14 protein-coding genes are annotated in these 19,447 nt (G+C 38.1%); all 14 read right to left on the bottom strand.

Features of this window, described 5'->3' with window-relative positions; genetic code table 11:
* Positions 1 to 145: 145 nt before the first annotated feature.
* Entirely contained in the window at positions 146 to 475 is a 330-nt protein-coding gene (locus TR08_RS33120) for a hypothetical protein (protein WP_045517152.1), read from the bottom strand.
* A gap of 34 nt (positions 476 to 509) precedes the next feature.
* Positions 510 to 2,912 (bottom strand): glycoside hydrolase family 95 protein, encoded by a 2,403-nt coding sequence (locus TR08_RS07850; RefSeq protein ID WP_045517150.1) that lies wholly within the window; start codon positions 2,910 to 2,912, stop codon positions 510 to 512.
* A 71-nt stretch (positions 2,913 to 2,983) separates the two neighbouring features.
* Positions 2,984 to 4,891: a right-handed parallel beta-helix repeat-containing protein gene (locus TR08_RS07845; protein ID WP_045517148.1), complete on the bottom strand. Its 1,908-nt coding sequence runs from the start codon at positions 4,889 to 4,891 to the stop codon at positions 2,984 to 2,986.
* Positions 4,892 to 4,974: 83 nt separating this feature from the next.
* On the bottom strand, positions 4,975 to 6,621 hold the full coding sequence (locus TR08_RS07840) for an extracellular solute-binding protein (RefSeq protein ID WP_045517147.1): 1,647 nt from the start codon (positions 6,619 to 6,621) through the stop codon (positions 4,975 to 4,977).
* Positions 6,622 to 6,674: 53 nt separating this feature from the next.
* Positions 6,675 to 7,571 (bottom strand): carbohydrate ABC transporter permease, encoded by an 897-nt coding sequence (locus tag TR08_RS07835; RefSeq protein ID WP_045517146.1) that lies wholly within the window; start codon positions 7,569 to 7,571, stop codon positions 6,675 to 6,677.
* Positions 7,572 to 7,582: 11 nt separating this feature from the next.
* Positions 7,583 to 8,554, bottom strand: a complete 972-nt coding sequence (locus TR08_RS07830; RefSeq protein ID WP_052427386.1) for an ABC transporter permease — start codon at positions 8,552 to 8,554, stop codon at positions 7,583 to 7,585.
* Positions 8,555 to 8,750: 196 nt separating this feature from the next.
* On the bottom strand, positions 8,751 to 11,045 hold the full coding sequence (locus tag TR08_RS07825) for a helix-turn-helix domain-containing protein (protein WP_045517137.1): 2,295 nt from the start codon (positions 11,043 to 11,045) through the stop codon (positions 8,751 to 8,753).
* Positions 11,046 to 11,079: 34 nt separating this feature from the next.
* Positions 11,080 to 11,703 carry a hypothetical protein gene (locus tag TR08_RS07820; RefSeq protein ID WP_045517135.1) on the bottom strand — a complete coding sequence of 208 codons (624 nt, stop codon included), beginning with the start codon at positions 11,701 to 11,703 and terminating at the stop codon, positions 11,080 to 11,082.
* A gap of 147 nt (positions 11,704 to 11,850) precedes the next feature.
* On the bottom strand, positions 11,851 to 12,099 hold the full coding sequence (locus TR08_RS07815; RefSeq protein WP_045517134.1) for a hypothetical protein: 249 nt from the start codon (positions 12,097 to 12,099) through the stop codon (positions 11,851 to 11,853).
* Between the two features lie 580 nt (positions 12,100 to 12,679).
* On the bottom strand, positions 12,680 to 13,558 hold the full coding sequence (locus tag TR08_RS07810) for a sugar phosphate isomerase/epimerase family protein (RefSeq protein WP_045517132.1): 879 nt from the start codon (positions 13,556 to 13,558) through the stop codon (positions 12,680 to 12,682).
* Entirely contained in the window at positions 13,542 to 14,435 is an 894-nt protein-coding gene (locus TR08_RS07805) for a sugar phosphate isomerase/epimerase family protein (RefSeq protein ID WP_045517130.1), read from the bottom strand. The genes TR08_RS07810 and TR08_RS07805 overlap by 17 nt, the downstream gene beginning before the upstream one ends.
* Position 14,436: 1 nt before the next feature.
* Positions 14,437 to 17,532 (bottom strand): beta-galactosidase, encoded by a 3,096-nt coding sequence (locus tag TR08_RS07800; RefSeq protein WP_045517128.1) that lies wholly within the window; start codon positions 17,530 to 17,532, stop codon positions 14,437 to 14,439.
* Between the two features lie 15 nt (positions 17,533 to 17,547).
* Positions 17,548 to 18,573 carry a family 20 glycosylhydrolase gene (locus TR08_RS07795; protein WP_052427385.1) on the bottom strand — a complete coding sequence of 342 codons (1,026 nt, stop codon included), beginning with the start codon at positions 18,571 to 18,573 and terminating at the stop codon, positions 17,548 to 17,550.
* A gap of 136 nt (positions 18,574 to 18,709) precedes the next feature.
* Positions 18,710 to 19,219 carry a hypothetical protein gene (locus TR08_RS30215; protein ID WP_052427384.1) on the bottom strand — a complete coding sequence of 170 codons (510 nt, stop codon included), beginning with the start codon at positions 19,217 to 19,219 and terminating at the stop codon, positions 18,710 to 18,712.
* Positions 19,220 to 19,447 lie beyond the last annotated feature (228 nt).

Genomic DNA, 19,447 nt, shown 5'->3' with positions numbered 1-19,447 from the left:
AATAGGATATTTAAATACATGAAGTTATACATCCACAAGCATACTTGATACAAGCGGCTATCTAAACTAAAAATTTCCACCACCTCATAACATAGAATAAATATTCTACTGATTCTTAATATGATACAAAAAAAATATGTTACAGCTAAGATACTACTTCTTCTTTAATGGTATTATTTAGTCTATGTTTTCCCTGGTCGATATGAACAACTTTCCCTCCAGAGCGAATCGATTCTGTTGCCGCACATCCGACCGCAACACTCATGCGCCCAGCAAATGGTGATGTTAACGGTTGCTCTCGATAATCGGTTGTAACAAAAGCGTCTTCATTAATTTCCTTTTTGAAATTCTCTAGTGCTTCCATAGACACATCTGCCGCTCCAATAACAATCGAATTTCCAGTCGGATTGTACCCATATTTCACAATCGTACTTCTTCCACCTGTACCGATTACACCAATTCTTAACTGTGTCATGGTTCTACTCCTCTAATAATTGTTATTTTATTGGCTAAGTTAAAACATTAATTCTTGTGTTTCCATTTAAAAATATCAGCTGAAACTTTTGGTTTTTGCTCATCGCTAGTGAAATAATGCCATCAACCGCATCAATTCTCTTATCTTCTTTTTCTTCTTCACGAACAATAACCGCGTTGTTTGTTTTAAAAATAAATAAGTTTTCAGCATGACATGTTACTTCCATTTGATCTACCTGCATCTTATCCCATGAAATGCTTATCTCAAAGCCACCTCGAACTCGAACGCCCTTTAATGACCCTCTTAACCAAGTGGAAGGAAGTGCCGGTAATACTTCAACATATCCTTTATGAGATTGGATAATCATCTCTACAACCCCGGCTGTATAACTAAAATTCCCATCAATTTGGAAAGGCGGGTGGGCACCTAACAGATTCGGATACAATCCTCCCCCAACCATTACTTCCCTTTTCGCTGTACAAATGTTAAATAATTGATGAATCAATGCATTTACCCGTTCCCCATCCTTCAAACGAGCCCAAAGGCACATCTTCCAACCAAGACTCCAGCCCGTTCCAGCGTCGCCGCGTCGATTTAACGTCTGCCTTGTAGCATCTAAAAATGGACCATCGATAATTTGCTTACCTGGATAGACTCCATACAAATGAGATACATGTCGATGATTTGGTTCGACATCCTCATAGTCAAGGAGCCATTCCTGCAATTGACCATACTTCCCAATTTGTAAAGGATGAAGGCGTTCTTTCGCTGTAGTTACTAGATGAATCCAATCATCGTCCACTCCGAGGATCCCAGCTGCTTCCACACAATTGGTGAACAAATCCCAAATCAGCTGCAGATCCATTGTTGATCCCTTCGTAACCGAGCCTTCTTGTCCATTTTCTGCATAGAAGTGATGCTCCGGGGATGTTGACGGTGAAGTGACCAAATAGCCATTCTCATCCTCCACCAGCCAGCCAAGGCAAAATTGTGCCGACCCTTTCATTATCGGATAGGCCTCTTTTCGAAGGAAATCTTTATTCCCGGAATAGAGATAATGCTCCCACAAGTGGCTGCACAGCCATGGCCCTGACATCGGCCAAAATGCCCAGTTCGGATCTCCGTGGCGCTCGCCACCAACAGGATCCGCGTGTCTCCACAAATCGGTATTATGATGGGCAGTCCATCCATTCAGGCCATATCGTTCATTCACCATTTTCTTCCCTGTTACCGCAAGCTCTAGGATTGCCTTTAACAGCGGACGATGGCATTCGGATAAATTCGTCACCTCCGCAGGCCAGTAATTCATTTCCGTATTAATGTTTAATGTATAGTTGGATGACCATGGTGCCCGAGTCAAGTCATTCCATATTCCCTGCAAATTGGCCGGCTGCGTTCCTTCTCTTGAAGAGGCAATCAGCAAATAACGTCCATATTGAAATAAAAGCTCGACCATCGCTAAATCATCAGCACTATATTTCTGCACTCTTTCATCTGTATCAAGCAGCACTTCTGTATGTTTATGTCCTAACGAAAATTCAACACGATTGTAAAGAGTTTGATAATCTTGAATATGTGTTTCTTTCAATTTCTCATAAGGAATGCTCATGGCTTTTGAAAGAATGGCCTCATTTTGTCCAGTTACTACATCAAAATCGACCCCAGGGAGTTGATCAAAGCCCTTAAATGAGGTGGAAACCGAAAAATAGAGAACAGCATTTGTTGCGTTTTGGATGGTTAGTCTTCCATTCGCCGACTCTACCTTTCCATCATCTATAACAATCCCTAGTTTTCCTTCAAAATGAATCGCATGTGTTTCACCAAAATCACCATAAACGATTGGCTGTTCGTCCTCATGAAAATAGTTGGGCGCACATTTTTCAGGGCAAATCCCTTGTAAAACCAACTCTTCTGAAGAATTGGAAGTTATACTTTTTAACGTACTATCTAATGAAACGATCACATTTAATTGGTTGGCAACGGAACTAGTAAGCCGGACAGCTAACACCTGATGCGGATGTGAAATAAATGCTTCCCGTGTGTATTTAATTTTTCCAACCGTGTAGGTAACATTCGATATGGCCGTTCCAATATCGAGTGTCCGCTTATAACTTCGTGCTGTGTCCCCATGAAGGTATTGAATGTTAAGGTTCCCTAGCGGCATATAGCTCTGTGTATAAGGACCAAACATATTCTTCGCTTCACTGACCGCTTCTTCATAATTTTCTTCATCAATCAATTGCCTTACTTTTTGTAAGGATTCCTGATCGTTGTATTCTCGATTCCTCTTTGGCGGACCTGACCACAATGTATCTTCATTTAATTGGAACCGTTCTGTCTCAACTCCGCCGAAGTGCATCGCACCGATTCTTCCATTTCCCAGAGGTAAAGCCTCCGTCCATTCCATGGCCGCTTTTTTATAGGACAAAAGATTCATCTGATAAATCTCCCATTCTCGATTATTATTTTTTAACTTTTCTTTCGTTTTTTACATCGTGCCTTCTCTCTTTATTTTGATTCAAACAGACTTATAGCATCAAACACCACGGTTTGTTCATTCTTAATGTTTAAATCACTTTCACTCATACGATTTATTCTTGCATACGCCAGGAAGTCCCCTTCATAGGTGTTTCCTTCTAGTAACACATTTTTACATCTGTCAAATTCAAATAATACATCGTGAATTTCATCGCAGCTCCTAAATGGAAGGATCTTGACAATCTTATTCTCTTTTATCGTTAAATTTTCCACATTTTCCGCAGAAACCACACATTCATGCTGCATATAGAAAGTATTATTCTCCACTGTAATATTCCGGTGGATTGGTACCGGAGAAGGGATCTCACCAAGCGGGATCGGATGAATATAGATAGCTGGTTTACGATAATGCCAATCTGCAACCGGATTCACATGAAAAACGTTCCCCCGAATCGTCATATCCCTGACTGGACCAGATTCATACCAATCGTTCGAATCATTAGAGATAAAGATCGTACTCATCGTAATATTTTGAAAATGATTGCCTTCAATCAACACTTTTCTCCGTGTTGTACAGAGGATCCCTCTCGTCGGCACATGGGCAAATCTATTATTCTTAATCACTACTTCTGGTGTATACGTCACGTTTTCCATGACATATAAAAATTCACCCTTCTCATTTTGCACACGATCAAAAGGCAGCTCCTTGCTGAATGTAACTTGCATGGTTTGAAGATCATTTCCATCATGTCCAGGATGGACTACCTTCGTTACTTCATACTCTTCCCCGAATTCGTCGCCCATTGTTGCACGATTAAAAAAGGCTACATTATCACCAAGATGATATTGCGGGAATCCGCTTTGCTGCGGATGTGCATATATGGCTTCCAAGGTATTTTCATTGATTATTTTTTGTACCCTTGTAAAAGTTCCATGGATATTAATGGGGTCATCATGAGGATCCATGAAGGTACACCCGTCCACAGTAATCACACCTTTAGCGCCTGATACATGTATAGAATCGGCAAAGCTTGACCCATGCTTACCCATAGCGCGATTTGGAATGAAATCAGTCGAATCAAACGTAATATCACCACTCATTTGAACTAAGAAGCCAAAACCATGCAGATAATGAATCGTGATATTAGACAAACATACTTTTTCACTTTCCCAAATCATAGCACCTGCTGTATTGCGATCAATCACTTTACAAAATTCAAACACTCGTTTATCAACAACAGCCTTTGGCAGGGAGTTGTGATAGTGGATACGAATTTTGCCTTTCTCTAATTCTTCTATTTTCTGTCTATTTTCGGCAAACGGTCCTTCGTTCACAGAGAATCTTCTTTTCACCCCGTTCGTCTCGTCAAAACCAACGATAACCATATCATTTTTAGAGCCTTCCTCTTTCCAATAATATTCATTGGAATAGGGGCTCCTTTCACTTAACCAATAAAAATACGGTTGATTTTCACTAACTTCATAGGGAATATGATCCTCTAGTTTATAATCAGCATAATAACGCCCCTGCTCCGCAACGGTTCTCTCAACGACTAACTCTGATAGAGTTGATACCTCGTAATCCCATGATAGGTTCTGTAAACGAATATTTTTTGAGTGAAAAATTCCTAGTCCCATGACATCGCCATGAAAAAAAAAGAACGAACCGTTTCCTTCAATAGTTAGATTCTCCTGTTCCTCAATTAGAAAGCAAACCGTCTTAATCGGATGTCTTCTCGAATCTGTATTCGATGTATGAAACGCTCGTTTTGGTGCATGATCAGGGTAAAAATGATAGATTCCTTTAGGAAAAGAAAGAATAATTTCTTCCTTAATTCCTTTAATATCTTGTAGCACTTGATTCACGATGGATGAATAATCTTTAATTGAGTTTGCTTCTCCCATATATTCTCTTACGTCAATAATTCTTGCGCCCATCTCTTCAATCCCTCCCTTAATGGAAAAAAAGAATACACGTCTGTACAAGACTATCGTGTATTCTCTTTTATTATGTTGGTTTATTATTTTCCTAAATCATACGCTTTTTGATAGATTTCTAAATAGCGTTCTACCTGTAATGCTTTAAAACCGTCAACGTATTTATCCCAATCTTTCTCGATGTCTTTTGAACCTGTCACGAATTGAACCATGTTTTCTTCGATGTACTTATTGATATTAATTTTTAACAATGCCACTTCTTCAGCATCTTTAGGACTAACCCAAGCTGCTTCAAAATTAAATTGTTCTTTTGGTTCAAATCCATCATATTTCAGTGTTGCGTTATATAATCTGCGCTCATACCCCTTTGGAGAAAGTTCATCCTTTTCAGTTGCCAACGAGTCTCTAAGTTCTCTAGTCAGTGCTAAAGGACCTCTTTCTCCCCAGCCAAATTCACCTACATCTTTCTTATTAGGATCTTGTGGAATGAAGGCATATTTTGCTTGTTTGCCCGTTAAATCAATATCCTCAGGTCCACCCTTTTTCCAATTCACGCCTTCTTTCCCTCTAGTGGATAACATTGTACCTTCCTCAGAATACAAATAATCCGCTATTTTCATTAATACTTCTGCTTTCTTTCCTTTTGCTTTATTTGTTATTGCAAAAGAAAAACTATTAACATTACCGTAATCTGATGGTGTAAATTGTGCTCCATCAGGTCCTTTTAATGGAGGTACAACATCATATTGTTTTGCTGCATCTATTTTTATATCTGTAATGATTGCCAAGTGACTCGCTGCTCCAGCCCCAAGGACTACATCCCCTTTAGGTGTACCCAATTGTTTATAAGCTTCTGGATTTTGCGTAAATGCACCTTGATCGATTAATCCTTCTTTATATAATGAATGAATGTATTTCAACCCATCTTTCCATGCTGGCTGCATCGCACCTAATAATAATTTTCCATCGTTTACATTAATATAATCCTTACCATTATTCGGGATAAAAGCATTCATTAAAAATATCGTTGGGTCATCCCCTAACATTGTGCTTTCACCACTCAAAGGGATTTCATCTTTCTTGCCGTTTCCATTCGGATCATTATTCTTAAATGCTTCTAACACTGTTTTATATTCCTCGGTTGTTTTAGGCATTTCTAAATTCAATTTCTTCAACCATTCAGTATTGATCCACATTTTCCCATATCTAGAACAATGGTAGCATTCATTTATCGGAGCTAATCCATAAATATTTCCATCTGGAGCGGTAATCCCTTTTTCTAAATATGGAATTTCTTTCATTAGGTTTTGAAGATTGGGTGCGTGATCTTTAATTAAATCATTAAGAGGTATGAATACACCTTCTTTACCATACTTTTGTGCATCCACTTTTGAAATATTGTCTAACCATGATACTAACAAATACGCGTCTGGAAAATCACCGCTAGCTAAAGATAATTGACGTTTTTCTTTTGCTGCATCTTCATTAACATATTGCCAGTCAATTTTTACATTAAATTTCTTTTCAATCATTCTTGTAAATTCATTTTCTTTTCGATCAAATTTACCTTCATACGATAATTTTGGCGTAAAAATCTTTAATTCCATCGGTCCATTCGGATCTGACTTTTCACTTGATGAACTGTCTGTTGAGCTGTTCTTACTAGGAACACATGCAGCAAATAGAACCACTAAAACTAAAAGCATAATACTAATAGATAATTTCTTCATCTAACCCTCTCCTCTGTTTTTTTAACGTTATATAATTTTTCTAACGCTCCATATTATCCCTTTACTGATCCAATTAACATTCCTTTCACAAAATGTTTTTGCACAAATGGATACAGCACCAAAACCGGTAAGCTTGAAATGACAATTAATGAATACTTCATTAATTCTTTTAACCCTTGCATCTTCAAGATATCTTCAATATTTGCTGACGGATCCGTATTCAAAATTAAGATGCTTCTTAAGATAAGTTGTAATGGATATAGCGTATCGGATTTCAAATAAATCAAGGCATCAAAGTACATATTCCACTTCATCACGGCATACATGAGCACGAGGACAGCAATAATCGGCTTTGCAAGCGGTAACACCACTTTAAAGATAAAGCCAATATCACTGCAGCCATCCATTTCACTCGCTTCTACTAATTCATCCGGAATCGTAGATTGGAAGAAAGTTCGCGCAATAATCACTTGAAACACCGCCAAGGCTGACGGGAGTAAAAGAGCCCAGATCGTATCGATTAAATTCAAATTTTTTACAACAAGATACAACGGAATTAAACCGCCATCAAAAATCATCGTAAAAACAAGTAAGATCATGATGAGTTTTCGACCATAAAACGTTTTTCTTGAAAGCGGATAAGCGAGCATAATCGTAATTGTTACACTAATAAAGGTCCCTACAACGGTGTAAAACAGTGAATTTGAGAACCCTTGAAGAATTTGAGGGTTCTTAAATACGGTTGTGTATCCTAATAGAGTCGGTTCTACCGGAAACAGCCATACACGTCCAGATGTTACCGCAGATGCACTACTAAATGAAGCGCTCACAATATAGATAAGCGGATAGAGAACTGCAATTAACACTAGAACTAAAAATACGTAAACAGCTCCGATAAAAATGCGATCGACTTTTGATTCTTTAATACTTGTATTTTTCGTTTTCCCCATATCTTTCCCTCCTACCATAAGCTTGATGACGAGAATCGTTTGGATATTTTATTAGCTGTAAAGATTAATATAAAGTTAACAATGGAGTTGAATAACCCTACTGCTGATGCAAAACTAAAATTCGCTCCAAGCAAACCAACCTTATACACATATGTGGAAATAACTTCAGATGAATTCGTATTTAATGGATTTTGTAATAGATAGATTTTTTCAAATCCCATCGACATGATACTTCCAACATTAAGAATTAATAAGACAATAATAATCGGGAAAATTCCTGGAAGGTCGACATTCATAATTTTTTGGAAGCGATTCGCGCCATCAACCTTAGCCGCCTCATACAATTGTGTATCTACTCCTGCTAAAGCTGCTAAATAAATGATTGTCGCATACCCTGTGTTTTGCCATACATCTGACCATACATAGATAGATTTGAAGTAAGATGGATTCCCCAGAAAATTTATCGGTTCGATTCCGATTAAGCCTAAAATATTGTTAACAATTCCTGCATTAGGAGATAGAAATAATATAATGATCGACACCATGATGACAGTAGAAATGAAGTATGGCGCATAAGTAACCGTTTGCACAAATTTTTTAAAACGGCCATTTTGAACTTCATTTAAAGCTAAAGCCAATACAATGGGACAAATAAATCCTACGATTAATCCGTAAATACTTAACCCCAGTGTATTTTTTAATAATAAGGAAAAGTTAGGACTCTCAAAAAAGGATTGGAAATACTTCATTCCTGCCCATTCACTGCCAAAAATCCCTTTTACCACACTATAGTCTTTAAACGCAATGAGAATCCCCGCCATCGGAACATACTTAAAGGTGATCAAAAAAATTAATGGGATGACAACCAAAAAATATAACTGCCAGTGTTTCCTTATTTTTTTCCACTTAGAACTTTTTGTGACAATTTCTTTTTCAATACCTACATTCTTTATACCTTGTTGATTCACTACTTCTGCTTTCATATAACCCCCCCATAAATCCTCAAATTGTTAACGCTATCATAAAACAATTCAGAAAAGTTAAAAAGATGCGATTATATTAAGTGGGTACAACAAAAAAACCCTTTAATATCAAGGGTTTCTTCGGTTCAAGCACCTGATACCGTACAATAAATTGATAGGGTACATTTTATTGAAAGCGATATTTACCTTCACTAACTCACGCTTGCATTAACATTTTTCGATAATCGGATGGGGAAGAACCGGTATTTCGTTTAAAGGCGCGTCTAAAGGAATGAGCACTATTATATCCGGAAAGCATAGCAATATCCTCAATCGAATCATCGGAATGCATCAATTTTGATTTTGCGAAATTGATCCGTACATCCTCAATAAAATCGGAAATGTTTACTCCAACATGTTCTTTAAAAATCAATGGTACCATTTTTTCTGGAAGACTAACCGCTTCAGATAATTTATATATGGTTAAATCCGGATCATGATAATTCTTTTTAATCCAATCTTTCATCCTAGCAATGACTTGCTGCCTGCCTGCTGACTTGCTTTCATAAATAGACTGCGCAATTTCTAACACCATTTCTTTTATCTCTTCAATATTTTTTTCAAAGGTACCTTTTTTCGTTAACCGTTTTTCTAAACGATTGCGTATTTCATCGACTATTACCGTGTTCAATTGCATATTTTTCGAAAGAATTCTCACTATCGTCCTATTCAAAGAGTCTAATAGTTGGTTTCCTATTTGGTGCGTTAACACTCTTTTTTCAACATTTTCAATAAGGATTTTATCGAGCAGCTCTTTAACTTCATTTATTTCTCCGTTGTTTACGGAATTAATGAGGCGAAGTTCTATCTCAATTGGATAGTAATAATCAATCGTGCCTTCTTGATATTGCTGTTCATATTTATATAACGATCCTTGACGATGAATGGTTTGTATAAATGGTAAACTTCCCTTTGCCTCTTCAAAGGATTGATGAATATTTGTTAATTGATCAAATTGGCTGCCTATACCAATATTCACTTTTAAGCTAAAATTCTCTTTTAATTGTTTTATAAACAAATTAAGAGTCTCTTCCAATTTTTTTGTTTCTTGAATGGTTGGTTTTTTATCATAGGATAATAGGAAGAGGACTTGATCTTTATCAATATTTGAGAGTAGAGCCTCTCCTTTAAAAAGATTCGTTAATTCATTTTGAATGAATAGTTGTGCCAGATTCATTTCATCCAGCATATCCTTGTTCAGTTCATTCATCATATGAATTATTTGTACGATCCCAACATAACCAAATGACCCTTTTACCGGTATGTTGGCTTGTTCCATTAATAGCTGTACCTCTTTAGAAGATGTTAAATCCCCTATTACTAATTTACGGATCACCGAATCTTGTAATATAGGTAACTGGTTTTGAATTTCTACCTTTAACCGATCATTTTTAGCAATCATGTCTTCAACATTGCTATGGATAAAATCATATGGATCTGTTACTTTTCCCATATCTGTGATTTTCATAACTCCCAGAAGCCGATTTAGAGGAATACTATTTTTATATGAAAAAAGGAGTGCAGTAAATAGTCCGGCAATCATCGTAATAAATGCAAGTACTAAGCTAATCGTTTGAATAAAACTTACATCCTCTGTTAATTTTTTTTTAGAAATAACGGCTACATATGTCCACTTATTATTGTTTGATTTCGTTTCGATATACATATACTTCTTGTCATGATCCTTAATGGAGAATTTGCCCGAAGACTTGTTAAAAGAAATCATGCTTTTGTCCATGTTATCGCCTGCAATTACATTCCCTTTATCATCAAGAATGAATGTGGAACCGTCGTATTGTGAAGAAATTCTATTTAATAATGTTGTGATTTCAGTTTCATTTATCATTACCACGATATTTGCTTTCGGATTTTTACTATTAAACGGAATTGATTGTACATATGTAATAATCGGTTCGGTCCTTCCACCTATCTTCACTTTGGTGGAGGGTAAATAATATCTAGTGCGATATGTTTGGTTGATGTCTTTTTTCCATTCATCGTAACTTAATCCTTCATAGACATAATTAGAATAATAGTCCTTTGTGCGAACGTAGGATGACTCAGGGGATACGATTGTATCACTCCCGTTAAAGTATATATAAAAATTTCTAAACAACTTGTTCGTATACAAATACGGTTTAATACTGTTTTGGACTTTATAGATATCGTAAGCAATATTCATTTCCGTACTTAATGTTCGATTCATCAACTGATTAATTTCTGGATTCAATGACATCTGATAGACAAATCTCTCAATTTCATCATTATTTTGATCGATAATGTCCTTCGTTTGATTCAGCAAGCTTTTACTATTTTCACTTGCGTATTCTTTAATTTTATGAATACTGACTTGATAAATAATTAAACTAGCTAAAAGTGGAATAATCAGAATCAATAGATAGGAGAATAAAAACTTCCTAAAAATAGTTATTTTTTCTAATCTCTCAAACATCTCAAGCTCCTTTCTTCCGATTTACATTTTCTCCTTATTTGAGAATATGGACGAATTTTTTGACCTCATCAATTCGTTCCGTATTTGCCAAAACAGCCAAAATAAGCGGTTGGTTACTTCCAGCGAGTGAAGAAAAAGGAGAAACATTTGAAACATCTATTCCAGTTATTGCAGCATTACTCGAAGAGTATTTTGTTTTTTTCCAATCCTTAATGCCTTTTATACTGCTCAAATCATATAAATTACCATCTTCATTAAATTGATGAAAGGTCTCTTCATCTACTAGCAGCACATCCACTTCTTTTGCCGCTATTTCCGCTGCAAGTTTTTGAAATTTTGCTAATTTCTCTGAATTACCCGCCGCATCGCTTGTATCGATTGAAATAACCGAAAGTTCCTCTTTTGGAGACCGCTTACTGTCAATAAATAATCTTTCAAATTCTCTTTGTAATCTTTGTGTCTGTTCTTCATTAATCTCGGCTCCAACAACTCTTACAGCTAAAATCTCTTTCGGTTGATCCGTAAAAGTATTAATTCCCATGATGAGAAAGAATATAATAACAATCACAGCAATCATGTTGAAGGAATAATATTCAATTAAATACTCTATTTTACCCTTCAGAGTTAAAGGTTTTAATCGTTCTCTTAATTTTTTCAATATACTGTCACCTCTTACTTTTCATTTTAGCATATTTTGACGAAAAAAGATTTGTGTTATCAATAACACAAATCAAGTAAAATATATATCTAGTTTCAATAGATTTTTTATGGATATCTATTATTTATCGTTTATATCTTCGGCATATTAACAAGAAAAATCTTTTAAGATAGGATTCTCCACCGATTCTTTCACATTCAGTTTCAACATATTCGTCTTTACTGGTGATATTTTTTGAATACAACGATGACCAATCGCCGTACCTGAAGCAATCGATATCCATTTATCATCTACGAATGCCTCTAACTCAAATTTCCTTACCCGTTCACCAAATCGAATATCTTCCATTAATATAATATGATTAATGCTCGTTTCATTTTCAAGCGTTAAGAGCATCTTCCCTTTATAAAATTAATGAATAGCTTAGTAAAAGCGTAAGTGGTAGCAACTTACGCTTTTATTATTTTATTTATGCTATTAAAAACATTTTTTCAACATTTCTTTCAGATTTATTCAGCGTTTTGTCCTTCATCAACCTTATGAAGGACATTTCTTTCGGTTTTCTTCCGCATTTTTCCTTCATCAACCCTATGAAGGACATTTCTTTTGGTTTTCTTCCGCGTTTTGTCCTTCATCGACCCTATGAAGGACATTTCTTTCGGTTTTCTTCAACGTTTTGTCCTTCATCGACCTTATGAAGGACATTTCTTTTGGTTTTATCCAACGTTTTGTCCTTCAGCAACCTTATGAAGGACATCTCCTTTGGTTTTATCCAACGTTTTGTCCTTCATCGACCTTATGAAGGACATTTCTTTTGGTTTTATCCAACGTTTTGTCCTTCATCGACCCTATTAAGGACATTTCTTTCAGTTTTTTTCCACGTTTTGTCATTCATCAAAGACAATTCCCTATAATCACCTAAAAAAAATAACCAAGTCTAAAGTAACTTGGCTAATTTTCAAAACAATTTCCCATTTTATTTAAATGTTCGAATAAAGCTAATGGCTTCACGGATATCATGAACAGGATTTGTCCCTACTTCTCTTTCAATCGTTAAGTATCCTTGATAACCAATCTCCTGAAGGGCAGCGAAATAGCTTGGGAAGTCAACCTTTCCTTCGCCTAACGGCAGCTCACGGAAATATCCCCCCTCGGTCACCATCTTGGCAATTTGTTCATGGTCCACACCGCCGCCATAGCCTAATGCACCATAGACATCTCGCGGGTCAACTGGTTTAAATCTAACTCCATCCTTTACATGTGTATGGACGATGTAATCCTTCAGCAGTTTTACACCTTCAACAGGATCATCTCCCGTGACCATGACCATATTCGCAGGGTCAAAATTGACGGATACACCATTTGTGCTCAATGTATCTAAAAACGTTTTTAATCTTAATGAAGTTTCTGGACCTGTTTCAATCGCAAAATAAGCATTTAAGCTTTTGGCATATACCCCTAATTCGTCACATGCCTTTTGCATCGAATCATACACACGAGTGGCAGGATCCTCAGGGATAATCCCAATATGAGTAGTCACAATGTTCGTTCCTAATTCAACAGCCAAATCTAAGATTCGCTTAGATTTCTCAATTTTTTGCGGGTTCAATTCCGAATCTTGAAATCCATGTCCCCCGAGATCGCCGCAAAGTGCAGATATTTCTAACCCTATTGAAGAGATATAATCTTTTAATTCCTTCCGCGCAGCAGAAGTTAAATTTTCAGGAGCCATCTCTCCATCGACCGCATAAATTTGGACACCCTCTGCTCCCAGCTCCTTAGCCGTCTTCAAACCTTCACGGAGTGGAAGCCGAAGGCTATCTACAATAATCCCGATTTTATTTGACAGTTTCATAAACCTTCACCTCATTCCAGAGTCTTTTTACATTATCCATTCCAATCTTTGTACCAACCTGACAATCTTCCATTCCCTCAAATTCGACGGTAAGATAGCCATCATATCCAGATCCCTTGACGAGGTTCACGATTTCACGGATATTTAAATCGCCATGTCCAACAATAGCGCCGCGCAAATAATTGCCATTGACAGTACGGAACCATTCCCCGCCGCCAGGATTCTCATAATAAGGACGAATATAAAAATCTTTAAAATGGACGGTGGCAGCATATTTAATATTTTTCTTTACGCCAACAAGTGGGTCTTCATCGGCACAAAGGAAATTTCCAACATCCACTGAACTTTTAAAATTAGCGCGGTTTACGGCATGGAGCACCCGCTGGACCCGGTCGCTTGATTGCACATTGAATCCATGGTTTTCGATTGTAGTCGTGATGCCATATTGAGCGGCATAATCTGCAAGCAATTGACTGCCACGCACCATTTGTTCAAAATGCTTTTCAAAATGATGGATCGTCATTTCTTCTGGTTCAAGGCGGAACGCAGTAACATCATGGCGCATGATTTTGATTCCCATCCGATTAACAATGTCTACATGCTGCTTAAGGCGATCCACTTCCGCTTCAAACGCTTCTTCTGTCGGCTGAATGAAATTAGCTGGCAGAGAATAGGCAGACAGTTCAATTCCAACTGCTTTTGCTTTTTCCCTGATTTGATCGGCTAATTCTGGCTGATCAACAACCGTAAAGCCATAAGGTACAAGCTCAAGGTGCTCACCGCCGTTATCGGCAACCCATTGTACGACATCTAAAATATCTAGTTTCCCAGCATTAATATCCTTCAAAAGACTATAAGAACTAATTCCTACTTTCATGTTAATACACTCCTTTTACCTGTATATTTTCAATCTTCACTTCATCTTCCCGATACGTACCAACAATTTCTCCCGTTTTGGCAGTAGCGAATAAAACACTTCTTTCGGATTCTAGTAAAAATTCGTACGTCTGGTCTGTTTCAGGTTCGGTAATCTTCACATTCGTATTAACTCCAAACTCAGAAACAAAGATAAACAGGTTCCCATTCTCAAATTCTAGTTTCCGGCCATAAACTCCTGGAAAATTCCCTTCATGCCAGATTAAATGCTCCGAAACCCCAGCACGATTTAAGCTATATTGATATAAACATTGAATCGATTCATTCCGTTCATTCAATTCAATAGGAAGCGGGGACCAGATGATTTTTCCCTTTCCATAGCTATATTCCTTCACTTCTAAAATTCCCGTTTCGGAGATTTCCTTAACCACTTCCGCAATCCGCTTATCGCCAAATGAAAAAGGCAGGGCCATGTTATCAACCACCAGTTGTTCTTCGCGAAGGACATTGACAAGTTTTGTCGGGCCCGCTATTTCTTTCATCCGATCTGTTTCGTTCCAGTATTCATCAAGACTCATTGGTCCAGTAAAAAGCAGCGTAACATCGTGAGTTTTCACAAAGTCTTGTATTTCTGCTAAAGCCTCTGAATGAAAGTTATGTGGACTCGGAACCATGATCACCCTTGGAGGTTCTTCAGCTAAGCTCGATAAATCATACTCACTTAACGCTCTGAATGGCTGATTAAGCTCATAGGCTAGTATCCTCGTTAATTTCGCTGTTGCATCAAAGGCAAGCCTGCGATTGGAAAAATCATTGGAATATGGGAAAATGACAACAATATCTTCAAGCTTCCGGTTTTCAAATAAATGACCAACTTCCTTGATAAAGCAGCCAAAATCATAAGAAACATTAGCTTCCGGCTTTTCGGTCCCATCGGCACGAAGCGCTCCAATATTCGATTCATTAATATTGTTCATAAAATAATTGGTATTCCAAAGCCATTGAACCGCACCCGCACTGCCAGAAGAAAAGGCATAGGCATACTTTCTTTCAAGAATATTGCGAAGCTCTTCCTCGGAGCGCTTTGCTTGGTTATTTGGTTTTTCCACATACATGATCCCGGTTTCTGAAATCAAATTCGGTTTATCAATCGTCTTGGAAAAGATTCCATCCCAAAGTAAATTGTCCATTGACCACCAGGTATGATTGGTTGTGTAATCGACGGCTTCGCCATAAAAGAATGGTGAAGGACGTTGACCCATCAACGCTTCATCCTGTCCGACAGTGATTAACTGATCCTTTGCAAGTTTCTTGATTGTACCGGAAAGCTTGCGAATCCATTCATTATGCTTATCCATCGTATATAACGTGTAATCTAGCCATTTCAATCCTCTTTTGCCCGCAGCCATATCCTGAATATGCGTATTAATTTCGTGAATAGTCGGCGGCTTTACATGATCAAAGGACGGTAGTTCATTCGGCGTCAAATTCCAGCGCTCTTGAAGCTTGGAAACCTCACCATGTCTTGCCTCCAGCCATTTCCGATACGCATCCACATCATAGCTGTCTTGAAGCGTCCTTGGACCTGCAAACGTTTGATTCGGGTCAAAAAGAGACGGTTCATTGATTAAATCCCAATGAACATTTTTTGTTGTCCGGTGTCGCGTAACAATCGCTGTAATAAACCGTTTCTGCGCCTCGACACTTCTTGGATCAAGATAAGGGTTTTTTCCTTCCCATTCTTCCGGTGTAAACGAGAAAAAGTTAAACGTTAATTCGATGTCGTATTGTTTAGCCGTAAGAATAAAGGCATCAATCGCTCTTAAAATACTCTCTTCCATATGGCCGTCAACAAACATCATGTTGCGCCAGGCCGTCCAAATTCCTGTTCTCACATAATTGATGCCGGCTGCTTTCATCGCGGAAAAGTCTTTGTTCCAGACACTTGGATTAGGGAGAAACAGAAAATACCGGGCCACATCTGACGTCATGTAGGTCATTCCAACAACCGGAAAAGGCTGATTATTTTTCAAAAAGTAGTCTCTGCCGCAGACAAGCGGCTTCCCGCTTTCAAGCAGCGGTTGATCCTTAAACCAAAATCCTTGGTGAAGGAATCGTTCTTCTCCAATATCACTCGTTAACCGGCATGTAAGCTCATAAAAACCAGGCTCAAATTCCTTCTTATCTAAATAGATTTTCTGGATATGCAGCTCTTTTGTAATATCAGCCTTTAAGCAATGTTTCTCAAGTGTGGTTCCTTCTTTTGTAAGGGTAAGTTCTAACCTCCAAGCAGCATGCTCTTTCCATAATGACTGTGCCTGAAAAGTAATAATAGGGACCTCATGTTTCTCATAAGAAGCATAATTGGTTTTCAGCCAAAGCTCTGTCACACCTCTTGCAGCAAAATCTGCTAACTTCCGTAAAAAGCGGCATCCCTTATCATTCCAGAACTCACTTGTGATTAACTGGTTGATAAAAATCCATCTTCCACCGGTAAACTCCCCCATATAGTTTTCGATTAATACTGATGGTGCAGCAACCTTCCGCCCGCTCCTCGATATTCCCTTCAATAAAGGGTAAATTCTCGCATCCATCGGACCACACGAACCCATTTCATGTTCAATCGAAGAGGACTTCGTTGGATGTAGAATAAAATTAGCGGTATCCTGAACGGTAAATAATTCCTCATAATCTTTAAAAATCGGAAATTCATTCGAATGAATCAGTTTTTCGATCGGTTTTCTATCAACTTTTAATACTTCATGGATATTAAGCTCAGCATGGTAAGCCGTTTGCTCCCGCTCGGGGATCCATTCGCCGTTTACTAGATTACATGGTTTTCTGAAAGGGGCTCCGCCGATCCCTACAAACCCTTTCCCCTCTTTTAAATAAGCAGTCAAGGAACTCCATGCGTTTTTTGGAAAATACGAACCGTGTAAATGAATAAAGCAGTCTATTTCACTATGAAAAGCATTCTTTAACTCAGCGGCATTGATGACAGAAGCCTGCTCTTCTAGTTTCTTCAGTATTTCTTTCGTTGGCCTTTGCCCCTCATAAGGGAAGGCTTCATCATAAAAAATCACAACTTTTGAGACCAAGATTCATCCTCCTTTTTAAAGATCTTTCGTGATGAGATCGAGAGTGCGATAAAGCTCATCCAACTCTTCTAAATCTTCATCTCTACTAAAAGAGGAAGACGTCATTTGGATAAATTTTTCAAAGCCTTCTTGATCCCAGCCATTCCAGGAGGTAACAGCCATCCCAAGCATTCGTTCCGGTTTGGATGTTTCGTTTGCCTGCCGCTTGCTTGCTTCTAGAAAATCGAGGGCAGCATCTGTTTTATACCAGCAGGCCGGAATCACCGAAAAGCCCTTATCTAGAAGAATACCAATCGAAGGATAGGAATCTAGTTTATCGTAATGCCAATCCATCAAAATAATATCAGTCGAAATCTCGGATATCGCTTGATGAGTGCCGAACGTATCTCCTTCCCATTGGTTATAACCTGTTGCCTCGCTGTCATTTAAGCGGTCAGCCCACATATACATCTGGATCCCACGTTCTTTTACCAAATATCCATGCAGATCATTGACTGCCTTTGCAAATAGCTCCGCTCGGTTCTTCCCCTTACAGCGTGGACACTGATCATCTGCAATCGCATACACCTCATCCATGCCGACATGAAAGGCATCCGCTTCAAAAGCATCGATTATCTCGCCGAGTAATTCAAAAGCAAGCTCATTTACCTTAGGGTGTAACGGACACCAGCTTCTGCAGAAAAAGTCTGGCCACTTTGCATCTAATGGAATATGGGGAGTTTCATCAAATTCAGGATAGGCTTTTAACAGGGTATTCGGCGCCCCTCCCCAGCCTTGATGGCCCAAGCATTGAAACAGCGGGATTACACGAATTCCATGTTGCTTACAAACGGCAGCGATTTCCATGGCATCCTGTTTGGTAAGTGTTCCTCCTGTAACCTCTGGATGTTTCTCAAATACAAACGAAGTATTGCACTCGATGATTAAGTGACTAATGCCCTTTGGTGCTAAGACTTTTTCAATTAACAGTTTGAATGGTTCGACTAGTTCATGTGATCCAAAACGCAGATGAAACGCTTTAACAGGTTCAGTGTTTTTCACTCGTTCTTACACCCCTTTTGGTTAAAAAGAAGGAAAGAGACATCATTTTAGTCTTTTTCCTTCTTCTGCTTTTACTTATTCCAGCGATCGTAGGCATCTTGACAAATGTTAACCAATTTATCAACACCCATTTCATTCAATGTTTTAATATATTTGTCCCAATTGGACAAAGGCTCGGCACCTGTGATAAATTTCGTTCCATTTGTTCAATGTAAGTATCCAAATTAACACGGATTCTTCCTACTTCCTCTTGGTCTTCAGGCGTTAAATAAACAAGTGGATATGAAACCTTTGCAAATGGCTTAATTTTTACATCCGTTTCGGAATTAGTGAACTTCGTAAATTCTGATTCAGGGAAGCCTTCAATTTTATGTCGTAATGCAGGAACATTGATACCATAGTCAGGTGTCGTTGTTCCACGGTAGTCTTCAATCGTTTTCCCTTCAATTGGTGATTCCAGCAATTTTCTCGTGCCGCTGGCTTCATCTGCCCAAGCCCAAACATCGCCTTCTTTACCAATATTCAGAAGTTCATTTCCTTCCTTAGAATAGAGATAATCCACCCAGCGAATAGCTGCTTCTGGATTCACAGCTTTATTGGTAATGGCGAATTGGCCGCGGTAGATACCCGGGCTTAATGGTGCCACTGCTTTATCGGTGATAGAACTAGAGATTGGCTGATATATAGGGTCATCAAGTGCCTCTTCTTCCTTATCTCCAGTGGTGAATTAGGAGAACCAGTCCTGGAATAATCCAAGTTGATTGGCTTGTCCTTTTGCTTTCTTCTGTTCATTGGACTGCGAGAAGGTTTCTGGGTCCATTAATTTTTCCGAATATAGCTTATTCATAAATGTAAGGTATTCTTTGTAGCCCTC

The sequence above is a fragment of the Neobacillus niacini genome (assembly GCF_000759675.1).
GTDB classification, from domain to species: domain Bacteria; phylum Bacillota; class Bacilli; order Bacillales; family Cytobacillaceae; genus Neobacillus; species Neobacillus niacini_A.
Note: the sequence above shows the minus strand (reverse complement) of the source record. Positions and strands in the feature narration are given on the sequence as shown.